The sequence below is a fragment of the Sphingomonas sp. Tas61C01 genome, assembly GCF_052567495.1.
The window spans coordinates 202675-219731 of the sequence record NZ_CP199583.1; the positions used below are offsets into that span (position 1 = coordinate 202675).

Genomic DNA, 17057 nt, shown 5'->3' on the forward strand with positions numbered 1-17057 from the left:
ATGACCGGCACGATCCCTGCGGAGGGGCGCGACCGGCTCGACGTCGAGCGGCTGACCACGTGGATGGTGGCGAACGTCGCGGGGTTCGAAGGGCCGCTGACCTATGCGAAGTTCGCAGGGGGCCAGTCGAACCCGACCTACCGGATCGACAGCCCGTCGGGCGCCTATGTGCTGCGCCGCAAGCCGTTCGGGCCGTTGCTGCCGTCGGCGCATGCGGTGGACCGCGAATATCGGCTGATCGCAGGGTTGTATCCGACCGGGTTTCCGGTCGCCAAGCCGTACGGGCTCTGCACCGACGAGAGCGTGATCGGGGCGATGTTCTACGTCATGGGGTTGGCCGACGGGCGCAATCTGTGGGACGGGACGCTGCCCGATTACGCGCCGGCCGAGCGGACCGGGATCTATGACGCGATGTGCGATACGCTGGCCGATCTGCACAAGGTCGATCATGTCGCCGCGGGGCTCGGCGATTACGGCAAGCCCGGTAACTATTTCGAGCGCCAGGTCGCGCGCTGGACCAAGCAGTATCGCGCCAGCGAGACCGAGACGATGCCCGAGGTGGAGCGGCTGATCGACTGGCTGCCGCGGACGCTGCCGACCCAGGATCGGACGTCGATCGTCCATGGCGACTACCGGATCGACAACATGATCTTTGCGGCGGGCGAGCCGCGGGTGATCGCGGTGCTCGACTGGGAGCTGTCGACGCTCGGCGATCCGCTCGCCGATTTCAGTTATTTCCTGATGAGCTGGGTGACCGAGCCCGAGGGTCGGTCGGGCGTGCTCGGCAAGGCGGGGGGCGACAGCGGGATCCCGACGATCGAGGCGATGGTCGAGCGTTATTGCGCGGCGACGGGTCGCGACGGGGTGCCCGATCTCAATTGGTATTTCTCGTACAATCTTTTTCGGCTGACCGGGATCGTCCAGGGCATCAAGAAGCGGATCGTCGAGGGCACCGCATCGAGCGCGCAGGCCGAGCGATCGGCGGCGGGAGTGTACCGGCTGGCAAAGGCGAGCTGGGGCTTCGCCGAGAAGGCGGGCGCGTGACGGTCACGCTTCGCTATCTTGTGCTCCCGCGCAGGCGGGAGCCCAGGGCTAAGCAAACCCATGGGCCATTGTCCTGTTTGATCCTGGGTTCCCGCCTACGCGGGAAAACGAAGTAGAAGAAGGAGACGAGCATGTCGCAATTCGATCTGACCGGTAAGGTCGCGGTGATCACCGGGTCGTCGCGTGGGATCGGGCATGCATCGGCGATCGAGCTGGCGGCGCACGGCGCGAAGGTGGTGATCTCCAGCCGCAAGCAGGATGCGTGCGATGCGGTGGCCGCGGAGATCGACGCGCGGTTCGGCGCAGGGACGGCGATCGCCGTCGCGGCGAACATCTCCGACAAGGCGGGGTTGCAGAACCTCGTCGACCGGACCCGCGAGGCGTTCGGGCGGATCGACGTGCTGGTCTGCAACGCCGCGTCGAACCCCTATTACGGCCCGCAGGAGGGGATCGCGGACGACCAGTTCCGCAAGATCCTCGACAACAACATCGTGTCGAACCACTGGCTGATCTCGATGGTGGCGCCGGAGATGCGCGAGCGCGGCGACGGATCGATCGTGATCATCTCGTCGATCGGGGGCTTGCGCGGGTCGCCGGTGATCGGCGCCTATTGCATCAGCAAGGCGGCCGACATGCAACTCGCGCGCAATCTCGCGGTCGAATACGGACCGCACAATGTCCGCGTGAACTGCATCGCGCCGGGGCTGATCAAGACCGATTTCGCACGCGCGCTATGGGAGGACGAGGCCGCCGCCGCCAAGCGCAACCAGACGACGCCGCTGCGCCGGATCGGCGAGCCGCACGAGATTGCGGGGGCGGTGGTGTTCCTCGCGGCGCCGGCGAGCAGCTTCATGACCGGGCAGACGATCGTCATCGACGGCGGGGTGACGATCTGATGGGAGAGAGTGCGATGCGGTTTACCGACAAGTCGATCATCGTCACCGGTGCCGGATCGGGCATCGGCCGCGCCGCCGCGCTGCTGTTCGCGGCGGAGGGCGGCAGCGTGGTGTGCGCGGATCGTACCGAGGGCGCCGACGAGACCGCGCGGCTGATCGGCGACGCGGGTGGCGTCGCCGTGGCGATCCGCATCGATGCCGGGCTGGAAGAGGACGTCGTGCGCTGCGTCGCGCTGGCGTGCGAGCGGTTCGGCGGGCTCGACGTGATGTTCGCGAATGCGGGGATCTCGGGCGGGATGGCGAATATCTTCGATACCGACGTGGCGCTGATCACCGAGGTGCTGCGGGTCAATCTGATCGGGCCGTACCTCGCGATCAAGCATGCCGCGCCGCGGATCGCCGAGCGCGGGCAGGGGGCAATCGTGCTGACCGCCAGCGTAGCCGGGATCAGGTCGGGGGCGGGTTCCCCCGCCTATTCGGCATCTAAGGCTGGGGTGATCAACCTGGCGCAGGTCTCGGCACAGCAGCTGGCGGGATCGAACGTGCGGGTCAACGCGATCTGCCCGGGGCTGACCGAGACCGGAATGACCAAGCCGACCTTCGATTATGCGCGGGGGGCGGACAAGATGGACAAGCTGGGGCGGCTCAATCCGCTGCGGCGCGGGGCGCAGCCGGAGGAGCTGGCGAAGGTCGCGCTGTTCCTGGCGTCGGACGACGCGAGCTATGTGAATGGACAGGCGATCGCGGTGGACGGAGGGCTTTCGTCGAGCCATCCGGTGACGCGGCAGGAGTTTGGCAAGACGGCGGTTTGATGGGGTCCACCCACCCACAATCCGTTCGCCTCAAGTAGCCGTCGAGCGCGTCGAGACGGCGTATCGAGAGGTGCTCTCTTGGGGCAAGGTCTCTCGATACGGGCTCTCGACAAGGCTCTCCCGAGCAACGTCGAGGGGCTCGATCCCTACTCGAGACGAACGGGAGGGTGGCGGAAGGGATGGTTCACGCGAAGGCGCGAAGGCAGGATTGTTCACGCGGAGACGCGGAGACGCGGAGAAATAAGGGTTTAGAGAGGCTGCGCCGCAGGCACCTCCTATCTCTTCCTCCGCGTCTACGCGTGGCCCCCCTTCTTCATCGCGCCTTCGCGCCTTCGCGTGAAATCCCCTACCGAGGCTCGCGCCGGCGGATCAGGCCCTCCTGCGCGACGCTGGCGACCAGGCGGCCGTCTCGGGTGAAGATGCTGCCCCGGTTCATGCCGCGGGCGTGGCCGGCCCAGGGGCTGTCGGTGGCGTAGAGGAGCCATTCGTCCGCGCGGACGGGTTCGTGGATCCAGAGCGCGTGATCGAGGCTGGCGCTTTGCATGCCCGGGGTCATCCAGTTGACGCCGTGCGGCATCATCGAGGTCGCCATCAGCGCCATGTCGCTGGCATAGGCGAGCACCGCGCGGTGCATCGCGGGATCGTCGCCGATCGGGGCGACCGCACGGAACCAGCTATAATTGCGCGGCTCGCGCGTGACGGGCTCGAACCAGCTGCGCGGGTGGAGCGGACGGATGTCGATCGGGCTGGTGCGGCGGCGGAAGAATTCGCGGAAGCGCTCCGGCATCTTGTCGGCGGCGGCGCGGCGCAGTTCGCTTTCCGATTGCAGATCCTCGGGCGGGGGGACGTCGGGCATCGCGTCCTGATGCGCCATGCCGTCTTCGGCAACCTGGAAGGACGCCGCCATGTTGAGGATCGGCTGTCCCTTCTGAAGCGCGATGACGCGGCGGGTGGAGAAGCTCTTGCCCTCGAAATCGCGGACCACGCGGTAGACGATCGGGTGATCCTCGTCGCCGGCGCGCATGAAATAGGCATGGAGCGAGTGCGCGTCCTTGCCCTCGACCGAGCGTTGCGCGGCCTGGAGCGCCTGGCCGATCACCTGGCCGCCAAACACCCGCCCGCGCCCGCCGGGCTGGCGCGCACCGCGGTAGAGATCGGTGTCGATCTCCTCGACGTCGAGCAGCGTCAACAGGCCGGCGGCGAGCGCCTCGGGCGTCGGCGGGACCCAGGGGTCGGCGTCGGGATCGGTCATCAATAGCCTGCCGCGCGGGCGAGCCGATCGGCGTGGAAATTGGCATCGCCGAACATCTCGGCGAGGGCCCGGGCGCGCTTCATGTAGAAGCCGATGTCGTATTCGTCGGTCATGCCGATGCCGCCGTGCATCTGGATGCCTTCCTGGACGCTGAGCGTGGTCGCAAGCGCGGTCATCGCCTTTGCGACCGAGACCGCGGCGTCTGCATCGGCATGCCCGACATCGAGCTGCTGCTGCGCCTTCAGGACCGCGGCGCGGGCGATCTCCATGTCCGAATAGAGGTGCGCGGCGCGGTGCTGGAGCGCCTGGAAGCTGCCGATCAGCGTGCCGAACTGCTTGCGCTGCTTGAGATAGCCGACGGTCATGTCCATCGCGCCGCCGCCAACGCCGAGCAGCTCGGCCGAGGCGCCGGTGCGGCCTGCGCGGAGCAGCCGGTCGAGCGGCGCGCGCCCGGCATCGACCTCGCCGATCACCGCGTCGGCATCGACCTCTACCCCGTCGAACGCGATGCGGGCGGCGAGGCTCGAATCGGCGAGCCGCTCGGCCTCCGCGGAGATGCCGGCGGCGTCCTTGTCGACCGCGAACAGGGTCACGCCGTCGGCGTCGCCGCGTGCGCCCGCCGTGCGCGCGGCGACGATCAACAGGTCGGCGACATGGCCGTGGGTGACGAACTGCTTGGCACCGGTAAGCTTGAAGCCGTTGCCGGAACGCTCTGCCTTCATGGCGATGTGATCGCGGTGCTTGGCGCCTTCGTCGATCGCGAGCGCGGCGACGGTGTCACCGGCGACGATCCCGGGAAACCAGCGGTCGGCCTGGGCGGTGCCCTGCAGCGCGGCGACCGCCGCGACCGCGGTGGTGAGGAACGGCGAGGGCGTCAGGTTGCGGCCGATCTCCTCGAGCACGACGCCCGCTTCGACATGACCCATGCCGAGCCCGCCCTGGTCCTCGCCGATCAGGATGCCGGTGAAGCCCATCTCCGCAAACTGCTTCCACAGGTCGCGGCTGAAGCCGGTGGGATCGTCGGCATCGCGCAGCGCACGCAGGTGGGAGACCGGTGCTTCGGTGGCCACGAAGTCGCGGATCGTGTCCTGCAGGGCGGTCTGGTCGTCGTCGAGGTAGAGGGGCATCGGGTGGTTTCCGTATTACAGGCGTGTCGCTGCTTGGCTCTGGGCTCCTGCGAGCGCAGGAGCACGGCGGTGGCTCACGCCGGCAGCTCGAGGATCCGCTTGGCGATGATGTTGAGCTGGACCTCGCTGGTGCCGCCCTCGATCGAATTCGCCTTCGTACGGAGCCAGGCGCGCGGGGTGCCGCCGCCGTTGGACCGGTCGCTTTCCCATTCGAGCGCGTCGGAGCCCCCTGCGGCCATCATCAACTCGTAGCGGCTCTTGTTGAGCTCGGTGCCGACATATTTCATCATGCTGGGCTGGGCGGGGTGCGCGCGGCCGGCCTTCAATTCGTCGATGAAGCGTTCGGACATCGCCCCGAACGCCTTGGCGCGCACCTCGAACATCGCGATCTGCGCGCGCAGCAGCGGATCGGCGAGGCGACCGTCGTGATCGAGGCCGATGGTGGCGATCGCGCCTTCGATCAGCGGATTGCGGCCGCCGCCGGCCAGGCCCATGCCCGAGATCATCTCGCGTTCGTGGCCGAGCAGGTATTTGGCGACGTCCCAGCCCTTGTTCTCGTCGTGGATGCGGTTGGCCTTCGGCACCTTCACATTGTCCATGAAGGTCTCGCAGAACGGCGAATACCCGCTGATCAGCAGGATCGGCTTGGTCGAGACGCCCGGCGTCTGCATGTCGAACAGCACGAAGCTGATCCCGCCCTGCTTGGATTCCTTGCTGGTGCGGACCAGGCAGAAAATCCAGTCGGCCTTGTCGGCATAGCTGGTCCAGACCTTCTGGCCGTTGACGATATAGTGATCACCGGCGTCCTCGGCGGAGGCGGCGAGGCCCGCGAGGTCGGAGCCGGCATTGGGCTCGCTGTAGCCCTGGCACCAGCGGATCTCGCCACGCGCGATCTTCGGCAGATGGTCGAGCTTCTGCTCCTCGGTGCCGTATTTCAGTAGCGCCGGCCCGAGCATCGAGATGCCGAACGAATTCAGCGGATTGCGCGCACGGATCGCGGCCATCTCCTCGCGGAGGATCTTGGTTTCGGCCGGGGACAGCCCGCCGCCGCCATATTCGGTCGGCCAATCGGGCACGGTCCAGCCGCGCGCGCCCATCTTGTCCATCCACTGCTTCTGTGCAGGGGTCAGCATGCTCTGGTCGCGTCCGCCCCACACCGCGTCCTTTTCGGTGCGGACCGGCTCGCGCATCTCGGGCGGGCAATTGGCGTCGAGCCAGGCGCGGGTTTCGCGGCGGAAGGTGTCGAGGTCGGTCATGCTTGCTGCTCCCGAATATGCTGATCGGCTGGCCAAGATGCTTCGTCACCCCGGACTCGTTCCGGGGTCCACGGTGCCGCACGGCTCGCGAAAGAAGCTCTACCGTAGACTTCGCCGCTAAGTGGACCCCGGAACAAGTCCGGGGTGACGGAAGAGCGGGGAAGGACCGACGTCACTTCAGTTTGCCGTCGCTGGTCGCGGCTTCCTTTAACGACGCGGCGACCGGAAAGCCGTGTTTCTCAAGCCCGGCGACGACCTTCGGCAGGCCCTCGCTCTTTGCCCAGAACATCGGGCCGCCGCGGTAGACCGGCCAGCCATAGCCGTAGATCCAGACGACATCGATATCGGACGCGCGCTGGGCCTTGCCCTCTTCGAGGATCAGCGCGCCTTCGTTGACCATCGTGTAGAGCGTGCGCTCGACGATTTCCTCGTCGCTGATCTCGCGCTTCTTCATGTTCGACTTCGAACGGAAATCCTCGATGATCTCGGCGACACGGGGCGAGGGTGTGGGGTTCCGCTTCTCGTCATAGTCGTAGAAGCCGGCCTGCTTCTTCTGGCCCCAGCGCCCCTCGGCGGCGAGCGCGTCGCGGATGTTCTCGATGCGGGTCGGATCGCGGTGCCAGCCGATGTCGACGCCGGCGAGGTCGCTCATCTGGAACGGCCCCATCGGCATGCCGAATTCGACATGGACGCGGTCGATCTGTTCGGGGGTCGCGCCCTCCATCAGCAGCTTGTTGGCCTCGACCTGGCGCGGCATCAGCATGCGGTTGCCGATGAAGCCGTGGCAGACGCCGGCGACGACGGCGACCTTCCTGATCTTCTTGGCGAGCGCCATGACGGTGGCGAGCACGTCGCCCGCGGTCTTTTCGCCACGTACCACTTCGAGCAGCTTCATGACGTTGGCGGGCGAGAAGAAGTGCATCCCCACGACGTCCTCGGGACGCTTGGTGCAGGCGGCGATCTCGTCGATGTTGAGGTAGGAGGTGTTGGAGGCGAGGATCGCGCCAGGCTTGCAGATCGCGTCGAGCTTGGTGAAGATCTCCTTCTTCACGTCCATATTCTCGTACACCGCCTCGATGATCAGGTCGCACTCGGCGAGCGCGGCGAAATCCAGCGTCGGGTTGAGCGCGCCCATCGCCTGTTCGACCTGTTCGGGCTTCAGCCGGCCCTTGGCCGCGGACGCCTCGTAATTCTTGCGAACGACGCCGGTGCCGCGATCGAGCGCCTCCTGCTGCATCTCGACGATTGTCACCGGGATTCCGGCGGACAGGAAGTTCATCGAAATGCCACCGCCCATCGTGCCGGCGCCGATCACGCCGACGCGCTTGATGTCGCGCAGCACGGTGTCGGCGGGCACGTCGTCGATCTTCGCGGCCTGGCGTTCGGCGAAGAAGAGGTGGCGCTGCGCAGCGGACTGGGTGCCCATCATCAGCTTCATGAATTCGGCGCGCTCGTTGGCGATGCCGTCGGCGAAGGTCGAGCCGTTCGATGCGGCCTCGACGCACTTGATGTTGGCTTCGGGCGCCTCGAACCCGCGGAAGCGCTTGGCATTGGCCTTGCGGAACGCGGCTACCGCGTCGGGGTCGGCGGTCGCGGTCTTTTCGCTGGCGCGGGGCAGGGGACGCGCGCTCGCGATCTCGCGGGCATAGGCGATCGCGTCGGCCTCCAGGCTGACCTCGCCGACCAGCTTGTCGATCAGCCCGGCGTCGAGCGCCTGCTTGGCGGAGATCGGATCGCCCTTGGCGGTCATCTCCAGCGCCAGCGCGACGCCGGCGATGCGCGGGATGCGCTGGGTGCCGCCGGCGCCGGGCAGCAGGCCGAGCTTCACCTCGGGCGTGCCGATCTTCGCCGAGGGGACCGCGACGCGGTAATGGCAGCCGAGCGCGACCTCGCAGCCGCCACCGAGGGCCGTGCCGTGAATCGCGGCGACGACGGGCTTGTCCGCGGATTCGATCATGTCGATCACGGTCGGCAGGCCGGGCTCCTGCATCGGCTTGCCGAATTCGGTGATGTCGGCACCGGCGAAGAAGGTGCGGCCGTCGCAGCGGATCACCACCGCCTTGATGCCGTCGTCCGCGGCGGCTTCCCTGATGCCGGCTTCGAGGCCCTGGCGGACCGCGGCGCCGAGCGCGTTGACGGGGGGATTGTCGCTGACGATGACGAGCACGTCGTCATGGCGTTCGGTGCGGATCGGGCTGGACATATCGGTCTCCTTGCGTGCGCCGGCCTCGGCCTGCGCATCGATGGGTTCAGGTGAGGGCGGAATAGATCATGGTCTTCAGCTCGCGACGGATCGGATAGACGCTGGACGGGCTCATCTGGGTCATGAACACCATCGTCAACCGTTCGACCGGATCGATGAAGAAGGCGGTCGAGAACATGCCGCCCCAGTAATATTCGCCGGCCGAGCCGGGCACCATCGAGCGCGCGACGTCGATGTTGACCGCGAAGCCGAGCCCGAAGCCGGTGCCCGCGTTCGCCGCCTCGCTGAACAGCGACTTGGACATCTGCGACAGATCGCTGCCGCCGGGCAGGTGGTTGCGGGTCATCAGGTCGATGGTCTTGCGGCCGAGGATGCGCGCGCCGTCGAGCTCGCCGCCGTTGAGGCACATCGCGGTGAAGCGGTGGTAATCGAGCGCGGTCGACACCAGCCCGCCGCCACCCGACAGCAGCTTCGGCGCCCGCGCCCAGGCGCTCGCCTCGCCCCGGTCGTACATGATCCGGCCCTTGCCGGGCACGAAGGTGTAGCAGTCGGTCAGCCGATCGAGCTTGTCGGGGGGCACCTGGAAGAAGGTGTCGTCCATCTTCAGCGGCGCGAAGATGCGGTCGCGGAAGAAGGCGTCGAGGGTCTGGCCCGACACGCGCTCGACGACCGCGCCGAGCACGTCGGTCGACACCGAGTAGTTCCAGGCGGACCCGGGGGTGAATTCGAGCGGCAGCTTGCCGAGTGCGGCGACGAAGCCCTGGAGGTCGTGGCCGCCGTGCCAGTTCTCCATCTTCGATTCGCGGTACGCGGCATCGATATTGGTGCGGTTCTGGAAGCCATAGGTGAGCCCCGAAGTGTGGCGAAGCAGATCGACCATCCGCATCGGCTCCGACGTGGGCTTGGTCAGGAACGGTACGCCGCCGCCGCCGCCATTGTAGACGCCGACGCCCTTCAGCTCGGGCAGGACGTGGTGAACCGGGGTGTCGACCGCGACCAGGCCCTGTTCGACGAGCATCATGAACGCGACCGAGGTGATCGGCTTGGTCATGCTGGCGATGCGGAACAGCGAGGTCTCGTCGATCGCGGCGCCGCCTTCGCGCGCGGTGCCGGTGCTGGACAGATGAACGATCGCACCCTCGCGCGCGACCAGCAGCTGCGCGTTGGGGAGCTTACCCGAATCGACATAGCGTTCCTTCACGAACGCACCGACCGCAGCGAGGCGGCGGGAGTCGAAGCCGTGGCTTTCCGGTGTTGCGACTGTCATGGCCACTTCCATACCCCTAATTCGAACTCGCCTGCTCCTATTGCCTTGAGCGCTGCTCGAATCAACAGTAACCTGATCTCAAAAGAGCAAATAGCCGTACCCGATCATCAAGCCTGTGAGGATGCATCTTGGCCAGCGAACCGCTAATCGCCCTTCCCGAAAACTGGCCCGCGATGTCGATCGCGGCGGCGCATGCGCTGCTCACCGCACCCGGCACCAAGTTCGAGATGGAGACGATCGACATTCGCGGCGTGGCGACGCGGGTGTGGAAGAATGCCCCGCCGACCCTACGGTTTCTGATCGAGGCGAGCAGGGCGCATGGCGAGCGGCTGTTCACGATATACGAGGACGAGCGGGTCAGCTACGAGGCGACCTATCGCGCGACCGCGACGCTGGCGACGCGGCTGGCGGCGATGGGCGTCGGCAAGGGCGACCGGGTTGCGCTGGCGATGCGCAACCTGCCCGATTGGCCGGTGGCATTCTTCGCGGCGACCGCGATCGGCGCGATCATGGTGCCGCTGAACGCGTGGTGGACCGGGGGCGAGCTGGAATACGGGCTGAGCGATTCGGGCGCCAAGGTGCTGATCGTGGATGCCGAGCGGCATGCGCGGCTGGAGGAGCAATATGCACGGCTGCCGGCGCTGGAGCAGGTGCTGGTCTCGCGCGCGGCGGCGCCGCTCGACGGGATCGCGTCACGGCTGGAGGACGCGATCGGGACGCCGCACGACTGGGCGACGCTGCCCGAGGTGGCGCTGCCCGCGGCCGATCTGGCAACCGACGACGACGCGACGATCTTCTACACCAGCGGCACCACCGGCGCGCCGAAGGGGGCGCTCGGCACTCACCGCAACCTGATGACCAACATCCTGTCGGGCGGCTATGCGGGCGCGCGGTCGTTCCTGCGGCGGGGCGAGGCGCCTCCCGAGCCGACGCCGAAGGTCGGGCTGACGGTGATCCCGCTCTTCCACGTCACCGCGTGCAGCGCGAGCATGATGGGCACGATCGCGACCGGCAGCACCATGGTGTTCATGCGCAAATGGGACACGGTGCGCGCGATGGAGATCATCGAGCGGGAGAAGGTCAACCTGACCGGCGGGGTGCCGACGATCGCGTGGCAGCTGCTCGAACATCCCGACCGCGACAAATACGACCTGTCGAGCCTGGAGGCGATCGCCTATGGCGGCGCGCCCTCGGCCCCCGAGCTGGTCAAGCGCATCTATACCGAATTCGGCGCGCTGCCCGGCAATGGCTGGGGAATGACCGAGACGATGGCGACGGTGACCTCGCATTCGTCGGAGGATTATCTCAACCGCCCGACCAGCGCGGGGCCTCCGGTCGCGGTCGCGGACCTCAAGATCGTCGCCGACGACGGTGTCACCGTCCTGCCGCTCGGCGAGGTCGGCGAGCTTTGGGCGCGCGGGCCGATGATCGTGAAGGGCTATTGGAACAAACCCGACGCGACCGCGGCCACCTTCGTCGACGGCTGGGTGCGCACCGGCGACCTCGCGCGGCTCGACGAGGAGGGGTTCTGCTACGTCGTCGATCGCGCCAAGGACATGGTGATCCGCGGCGGCGAGAACATCTATTCGACCGAGGTCGAGAACGTCCTCTACGCGCATCCCGCGGTGACCGACTGCGCGCTGATCGGGCTGCCGCACCGGACGCTGGGCGAGGAACCCGCGGCGGTGGTGCACCTGTGCCCCGGGTGCGACGCGACCGAGGCGGAGCTGCAGGCCTGGGTCCGCGAGCGACTGGCGGTGTTCAAGACCCCGGTCGCGATCCGCTTCGTGCCGGAAACGCTGCCACGCAACGCGAACGGCAAGATCCTGAAAAAGGATCTGAAGGCGCTGTTCGACGATCGAGTGGGGGTGGCTGCCTGAGGGGAGATTGTATCCGCCCCTTTCAGAGGTGGATCTTGGACGACGCACACGCCCCCAACTCGCTTGATCCTTCGCGGGACGCGGTTTGCCGCGGCGTTAACTTATCGTTAACTACTGGCTTGCACTTTTCGGTAACGGGCGCAGACCAAGCCCTTACGCGAACGATATCAGCCTTTAGGAACAACGACGATGCGTCGTGCCGCGCCTCTGCTCGCCTATAGTATGCTCGCTCTGGCCGGGTGCGCGTCGGCACCCCTGGCGCCGCCGCCCACGGTGGTCGCGTCCGCGGTCACCGTGGGTAGCGAGCCGACCGCGTGGGACGTGGTCGCGACGCCGGCCGACAAGCAGCGGATCGCGGCGATGCCGGCGATCTGGGCGCGGGCGCGGGCGGCGGTGCCGCGGCGGCTGGCGGCCAAGCTGAAGGCGGAGGGGGCGCTGATCGATCCGGCCGCCGCGCTGGAGGCGCCGACGCTGCCGCCCGGTCCCTATCACTGCCGGCTGGTGCGGTTCGGCGGGCGCGCCGGCTTCGCCAGCTACGCACCCGATTTCTGCTATGTCGAGGTCGAGAAGGACAGCCTCGCCTTTACCAAGCAGACCGGTACCAACCTGCCGGTGGGCTGGCTCTACCCCGATACCGACCGGCGGCAGATCTTCATCGGATCGTTCAAGCGTCCCGGCGAGATCACCGCCCCCGCCTATGGCGACAACCCGGTCCAGGACGTCGCCGGCGTGGTCGAGCGGGTCGCGCCGTTCCGCTGGCGGCTGGTGCTGACCCAGGCCGGCAAGGGCGCGATGCTGGACATCTACGAGCTGGTGCCGGTCACGCCGCTGGTGCCGGGCGCTCGGCCCGCGGTGCCGGCGCCGTGACCTCGCGCGCCACCACCCGACCGCCATCCAGATAGTGCACCTCGTAGCTGGCGCCGTCGGGTCCGCGGACTTCCTCGATGAAGGTGATCCGCGACAGCGGCACCGCCGCAACGATCGCCGCGCGCGTCGCCGGGGGTAGATCGGCCAGCGCAACCTGCCGTTCGAAGACGACATGGCCCTCGCGTTCGAGTTCCGCGGCGAAGCGGCCGACCCCGCGCCAATTGGCCTCCACCTGATGTTCGCCATCGGGCGCGGTGTAGCGCACCCAGGCATCGTGCATCCGCACGATCTGCGACCCCGACATCGCGAACAACGCCGCACCCGATGCGACCATCGCGGCCAGGCCGACCCGCCGGAACGCCGCCTCTTTGATCAGCGGCAACAACCACCGCATCGCCACCGAGGCGAGGATCGCCGCGACCGCGATCAGCGCGCCGGCGACCAGCGCCGGGCGGTCGAGCAGCCCGAAGCCGGCATATAGCCCGATCTTCAGCAGGTGGAGCAGAATCTCGTTGGTGGCGCGGGTCGCGACGATCTCCTCCTTAGCGAGCCCCATGCGATGATAGGATCGGTTGAAGATCAGCCCGACCGCGCCGGTGAAGCCCGACAGGAGCCCGGCTGCGGCGCCGATCAGCCGCAGGCGCGAGCGCGGCAGCGGACGCACGGTCGCAGGTTCCGGAGCCTCACGGCGGAACAGGGCGGGAAGATTGGCGAGCAGGAAGCAGCCGAGCAGGAATTCGATATAGGCCGGCTCGAACCGCGTCAGCAGCCAGGCGCCGAGCGCGGCGGCGGGCAGCGCGCTCGGGACGAACAGCCGCACGACATCCCAGCGGATCGAGCGGCCGAAGGTCGCCATCCGCGCGGCCGAACTGGCCGCGGTTCCGATCGACAGCGCCGCGGGTACCGAGGCGATCGGCAGCATCGTCCGCAACAACGGCACGAGCACCAGCCCCGCGCCGCCGCCCGACACCGCGCTGACGACGAAGGCGGCGAACGCGACGACGAAGAGAAAGAGGACGAGCATCGGCCGGTGGACTTCCGCGGTTGGCGATGCCTGCATTTTAGCGGGGATTGCGGCCCCCGCGTGTAAGCTATCGTTGCCGGTGTCCTACCCGGCCAGCGCCACGACAGAACCGACTGCCGCCTTCCACCCGGCCAGCCGGGCGGTGCGGACGTCGTCGTCGATCGCGGGTTCGAAGGTCTCGACCGCGCCGCGCATCGCTGCGGCTTCGTCGAGGTCCGCGAACCAGCCGGCGCCGATCCCGGCAAGCATCGCGGCGCCGAGCGCGGTGGTTTCCGCGAATTCGGGACGCTCGACGGTCAGCCCGAGCATGTCGGCGAGATCCTGCGCCATCCAGTCGTTGGCGACCATGCCGCCGTCGATCCTGAGCGTACGCCAGTCCTGCCCGTCGGCGGCGAAGGCGGTCTTCAGGTCGTGCGCCTGGTGCGCCATCGCCTCCAGCGCGGCGCGGGCGACATGCGCCTTGCCCGCGGCGAAGCTGAGGCCCGAGATCGCACCGCGCGCGCCGGGTTCCCACCACGGCGCACCGAGGCCGCTGAGCGCGGGAACCAGGAAGACGCCGCCATTGTCGGGCACGCTGCGCGCCAGCCCCTCGGTCTCGGCCGCCGACGCGATCAGTCCGAGCGAATCGCGTAGCCACTGGACCAGGCTGCCGGCGACGAACACCGATCCTTCGAGCGCATAGCTGCGGACCCCGCCGAGCTGCGCGGCGACGGTGGAGAGCAGCCGGTGGTCGGAGCGCGGCTGGGTGGCGCCGGCATGGGTGAGGATGAAGGCGCCGGTGCCGAAGGTCGCCTTGGTCTCGCCGGGGCGGGTGCAGGCCTGGCCGATCGATGCCGCCTGCTGATCCCCGGCGATGCCGCAGATCGGGATCGATCCGCCGAACGCGCTGGTGGTGCCGAAGCGGCCGGCGCAGTCGACGATCTCGGGCAGCGCGGCGCGGGGCACGCCGAACAGCGCGATCATCTCGTCGTCCCAAACCCCTGCGCCGATCGCCATCAGCGCGGTGCGGCTGGCGTTGGTCGCGTCGGTGAGGTGGGCGCCGCCGGTCAGCTTCCAGATCAGCCAGCTGTCGATCGTGCCGACCGCGAGGCGATCGCCCGCCGCGGCGAGCTCCGGCCATTCGCGCATCGCCCAGCCGATCTTCGATCCCGAGAAATATGGATCGAGCAGCAGCCCGGTGCGGTCCTGCACCGCCGCCTCGTGGCCCGCATCGCGGAGCGCGGCGCAGTCGGCGGCGGTACGGCGGTCTTGCCAGACGATCGCTGGAGCGAGCGGTTCGCCGGTGGTGCGATCCCAGAACACCACCGTCTCGCGCTGGTTGGTGATGCCGATGCCGGCGATACGATCCGCGCCGCCGGCCTGTGCGACCATCGCCGCGGTGACGCGCAGGGTCTTGCGCCAGATCTCGGCGGCGTCGTGCTCGACCCGGCCGGGGCGGGGGTAATGCTGGTCGAGCGGGGTGGCTTCGCTGGCGGCGCAGCGGCCGTCCGCGGTGAACAGCATCGCGCGTGTGGAGGTGGTGCCTTCGTCGATGACCAGGAGGTAGCGATCCATGGGGTCGGAGTTAACGGAGATTGGGGCTGGGGCAAGGGGCGGGGTGTGGGGTGGTTCACACGAAGGCGCGAGGGCGCGATGAAGAAGGGGGTCCGCGCGGAGACGCGGAGACGCGGAGGAGAAGGGTAGAGAGCCTGCGGCGCTGAGAGCTACAGGGGTTGGAATAGCTTTCCCCCGAAAAAACCCGTTCGCCTCGAGTAGCCGTCGAGCCCGTCGAGACGGCGTATCGAGAGGTCCCCTCTTGAGGCACAGTCTCTCGATACGGGCTCTCGACAAGCTCGATCCCTACTCGAGACGAACGGACGGTGGGGGAGGCAAAGGCGCGTTAATGGGGCCGGGCGGCCGGTCCCCCCCCCATCACCCCCCCCTCAACTAGCCGCCTTCCACCCACCGCCGTTCCGCCCTAGGTTCGCGGGATGGCCGACCACGACGATACCGAACGGACCCTGACGCCACTCGATCTGCCCGATCGCGAGGGGGCGTTCGGGTTGCCGGTGGGGATCGAGGCGGACGAGGCGATACGGATCGCGCAGCGGCGGGATCGATTATTGGCGGCGTTGACGTTGATCGCGGGGGTTGGGCTCGCGATGGGGCTGCCGTTCGCGTTGAAATCGGGGGCCGAGTTCTTCCTGCCGCTGACCGCGGCGCTGGTGATCGCGATCGCGCTGGTGCCGGTGCTCGAATGGCTCGAGCGCCACCGGGTGCCGTCGCCGATCGCGGCGCTGTTCTGCGTGCTGGCGTTCCTGCTGATGGCCAACGTCGCGATCGCCGCGATCGTGGTGCCGGCGACCGATTTCTTCCGGCTGCTGCCGTCGCGGATCAGCCGGATCCAGGAGAACCTGTCGCCGCTGCTCGATCTCTACTCGACGCTTGAAAAGTCGGTGAACAAGATGCTGCGGCAGGTCGCGACGTCGCCGCCGCCACGGCCGCAGGCGACCGCGGTCGCGCCGCCGACTTCGATCCTGGAACTTGCCGCGACGTCGGCGCCGACGGTGATCGTGCAGTTCTTCTTCGGCGTGCTGATCGTGTTCTTCTTCCTGTCGGGCTGGACCAGGCTGCGGCGGCGGACGATCACCGGGCGGACCAGCTTCGACGGCGCGATGGCGACCGCGCGGGTGATCCAGGACGTGGTCGACGACGTGTCGGCGTATCTGGGGACGATCACCGCGATCAACATCGCGCTGGGGCTGGTGATCGCGGGGGCGCTGCACCTCGTCGGGATGCCCTATCCGCTGATGTGGGGCGGGATCGCGGCACTGCTGAACTACATCCCCTATTTCGGGCCGATCATCGCCGCGTTCCTGATGGCGCTGGGCGGGTTGATGACGTTCCGCGACGTCTGGGTGGCGATGCTGCCGCCGGCTATCATGATCGGGTGCCACCTGGTCGAGGCCAATGCGATCACACCGTTCGTGGTCGGCCACCGGCTGACGATCAACCCGATCCTGATCCTGGTGTCGCTGAGCTTCTGGGGGTGGGTGTGGGGCACCGCGGGCGCGCTGCTGGCGGTGCCGCTGCTGATCATCCTGCAGACCGTGCTGGGCGCGGCAGGCAAGCCCGACATCGCGGGCTTCCTGTTCGAACACGGCACCCTGGTCCAGCAGCGCCGCGAGCGCCGGCACCGCCGGACCGATCCCGTCGACCAAGACGGTTGAGGGCTGTTGACAGGGTGGGGTGGGTGCCATAGTGGGCGCGCCTCACGCTTTCCAAGCGGGTGTAGCTCAGTTGGTTAGAGCGCCGGCCTGTCACGCCGGAGGTCGCGGGTTCGAGCCCCGTCACTCGCGCCACTCCCCTTGTTGCGGGGTGGGTTGATGCAGCGGTTTTCCTTCAGGTATGTGGTCTTGGGATAGGCGCGAGCCTTCCCCCTTGCTTCGT

General features: G+C 68.0%; 13 protein-coding genes and 1 tRNA gene. 7 read left to right on the forward strand and 7 right to left on the reverse strand.

Annotated features, from left to right (window positions below):
* The 3 genes from ACT009_RS00920 to ACT009_RS00930 all read left to right on the forward strand — a co-directional run bounded on the left by ACT009_RS00920 (position 1) and on the right by ACT009_RS00930 (position 2752).
* Positions 1–1044 carry a phosphotransferase family protein gene (locus ACT009_RS00920; RefSeq protein WP_445193965.1) on the forward strand — a complete coding sequence of 348 codons (1044 nt, stop codon included), beginning with the start codon at positions 1–3 and terminating at the stop codon, positions 1042–1044.
* Between the two features lie 131 nt (positions 1045–1175).
* Positions 1176–1940, forward strand: a complete 765-nt coding sequence (locus tag ACT009_RS00925; protein ID WP_445192535.1) for an SDR family NAD(P)-dependent oxidoreductase — start codon at positions 1176–1178, stop codon at positions 1938–1940.
* Between the two features lie 14 nt (positions 1941–1954).
* Positions 1955–2752: an SDR family NAD(P)-dependent oxidoreductase gene (locus tag ACT009_RS00930; protein WP_445192536.1), complete on the forward strand. Its 798-nt coding sequence runs from the start codon at positions 1955–1957 to the stop codon at positions 2750–2752.
* Positions 2753–3098: 346 nt separating this feature from the next.
* On the opposite strand, the gene ACT009_RS00935 is transcribed toward ACT009_RS00930, so the two are convergent.
* The 5 genes from ACT009_RS00935 to ACT009_RS00955 all read right to left on the reverse strand — a co-directional run bounded on the left by ACT009_RS00935 (position 3099) and on the right by ACT009_RS00955 (position 9869).
* The gene (locus ACT009_RS00935) at positions 3099–4004 is read right to left on the reverse strand and encodes an acyl-CoA thioesterase (RefSeq protein WP_445192537.1); all 906 of its coding nucleotides are present in this window, start codon (positions 4002–4004) and stop codon (positions 3099–3101) included.
* Entirely contained in the window at positions 4004–5131 is a 1128-nt protein-coding gene (locus ACT009_RS00940; protein WP_445192538.1) for an acyl-CoA dehydrogenase family protein, read from the reverse strand. Before ACT009_RS00940 ends, ACT009_RS00935 begins: the two co-directional genes overlap by 1 nt.
* A 74-nt stretch (positions 5132–5205) precedes the next feature.
* The gene (locus tag ACT009_RS00945) at positions 5206–6387 is read right to left on the reverse strand and encodes an acyl-CoA dehydrogenase family protein (RefSeq protein ID WP_445192539.1); all 1182 of its coding nucleotides are present in this window, start codon (positions 6385–6387) and stop codon (positions 5206–5208) included.
* Between the two features lie 172 nt (positions 6388–6559).
* The gene (locus ACT009_RS00950; RefSeq protein ID WP_445192540.1) at positions 6560–8590 is read right to left on the reverse strand and encodes a 3-hydroxyacyl-CoA dehydrogenase NAD-binding domain-containing protein; all 2031 of its coding nucleotides are present in this window, start codon (positions 8588–8590) and stop codon (positions 6560–6562) included.
* A gap of 46 nt (positions 8591–8636) precedes the next feature.
* The gene (locus ACT009_RS00955; RefSeq protein WP_445192541.1) at positions 8637–9869 is read right to left on the reverse strand and encodes a serine hydrolase domain-containing protein; all 1233 of its coding nucleotides are present in this window, start codon (positions 9867–9869) and stop codon (positions 8637–8639) included.
* Positions 9870–10030: 161 nt separating this feature from the next.
* Between ACT009_RS00955 and ACT009_RS00960 the strand changes: the two genes are divergently transcribed.
* Both ACT009_RS00960 and ACT009_RS00965 read left to right on the forward strand, forming a co-directional pair.
* A complete protein-coding gene (locus ACT009_RS00960; RefSeq protein WP_445193966.1) occupies positions 10031–11737 on the forward strand; it encodes a class I adenylate-forming enzyme family protein in 1707 nt (568 codons plus the stop codon).
* Between the two features lie 189 nt (positions 11738–11926).
* Positions 11927–12604 carry a DUF4893 domain-containing protein gene (locus tag ACT009_RS00965; RefSeq protein WP_445192542.1) on the forward strand — a complete coding sequence of 226 codons (678 nt, stop codon included), beginning with the start codon at positions 11927–11929 and terminating at the stop codon, positions 12602–12604.
* On the opposite strand, the gene ACT009_RS00970 is transcribed toward ACT009_RS00965, so the two are convergent.
* Together ACT009_RS00970 and ACT009_RS00975 are read right to left on the reverse strand one after the other, a co-directional pair.
* Entirely contained in the window at positions 12558–13628 is a 1071-nt protein-coding gene (locus ACT009_RS00970; RefSeq protein ID WP_445192543.1) for a sulfite exporter TauE/SafE family protein, read from the reverse strand. The genes ACT009_RS00965 and ACT009_RS00970 overlap by 47 nt on opposite strands.
* Positions 13629–13712: 84 nt before the next feature.
* Positions 13713–15182, reverse strand: a complete 1470-nt coding sequence (locus tag ACT009_RS00975) for an FGGY family carbohydrate kinase (RefSeq protein WP_445192544.1) — start codon at positions 15180–15182, stop codon at positions 13713–13715.
* A gap of 416 nt (positions 15183–15598) precedes the next feature.
* Here ACT009_RS00975 and ACT009_RS00980 point away from each other — a divergent pair, with 416 nt between their 5' ends.
* Both ACT009_RS00980 and ACT009_RS00985 read left to right on the forward strand, forming a co-directional pair.
* Positions 15599–16837 (forward strand): AI-2E family transporter, encoded by a 1239-nt coding sequence (locus ACT009_RS00980; protein WP_445192545.1) that lies wholly within the window; start codon positions 15599–15601, stop codon positions 16835–16837.
* A gap of 55 nt (positions 16838–16892) precedes the next feature.
* Positions 16893–16969, forward strand: a tRNA-Asp gene (locus ACT009_RS00985).
* Positions 16970–17057 lie beyond the last annotated feature (88 nt).

Excerpts from the sequence above, each read along its gene's own strand:
- ACT009_RS00920 (WP_445193965.1), top strand. The coding sequence starts at position 1 with ATGACCGGCACGATCCCTGCGGAGGGGCGCGACCGGCTCGACGTCGAG.
- ACT009_RS00925 (WP_445192535.1), top strand. The coding sequence starts at position 1,176 with ATGTCGCAATTCGATCTGACCGGTAAGGTCGCGGTGATCACCGGGTCG.
- ACT009_RS00930 (WP_445192536.1), top strand. The coding sequence starts at position 1,955 with ATGCGGTTTACCGACAAGTCGATCATCGTCACCGGTGCCGGATCGGGC.
- ACT009_RS00935 (WP_445192537.1), bottom strand. The coding sequence starts at position 4,004 with ATGACCGATCCCGACGCCGACCCCTGGGTCCCGCCGACGCCCGAGGCG.
- ACT009_RS00940 (WP_445192538.1), bottom strand. The coding sequence starts at position 5,131 with ATGCCCCTCTACCTCGACGACGACCAGACCGCCCTGCAGGACACGATC.
- ACT009_RS00945 (WP_445192539.1), bottom strand. The coding sequence starts at position 6,387 with ATGACCGACCTCGACACCTTCCGCCGCGAAACCCGCGCCTGGCTCGAC.
- ACT009_RS00950 (WP_445192540.1), bottom strand. The coding sequence starts at position 8,590 with ATGTCCAGCCCGATCCGCACCGAACGCCATGACGACGTGCTCGTCATC.
- ACT009_RS00955 (WP_445192541.1), bottom strand. The coding sequence starts at position 9,869 with ATGGAAGTGGCCATGACAGTCGCAACACCGGAAAGCCACGGCTTCGAC.
- ACT009_RS00960 (WP_445193966.1), top strand. The coding sequence starts at position 10,031 with ATGTCGATCGCGGCGGCGCATGCGCTGCTCACCGCACCCGGCACCAAG.
- ACT009_RS00965 (WP_445192542.1), top strand. The coding sequence starts at position 11,927 with ATGCGTCGTGCCGCGCCTCTGCTCGCCTATAGTATGCTCGCTCTGGCC.
- ACT009_RS00970 (WP_445192543.1), bottom strand. The coding sequence starts at position 13,628 with ATGCTCGTCCTCTTTCTCTTCGTCGTCGCGTTCGCCGCCTTCGTCGTC.
- ACT009_RS00975 (WP_445192544.1), bottom strand. The coding sequence starts at position 15,182 with ATGGATCGCTACCTCCTGGTCATCGACGAAGGCACCACCTCCACACGC.
- ACT009_RS00980 (WP_445192545.1), top strand. The coding sequence starts at position 15,599 with ATGGCCGACCACGACGATACCGAACGGACCCTGACGCCACTCGATCTG.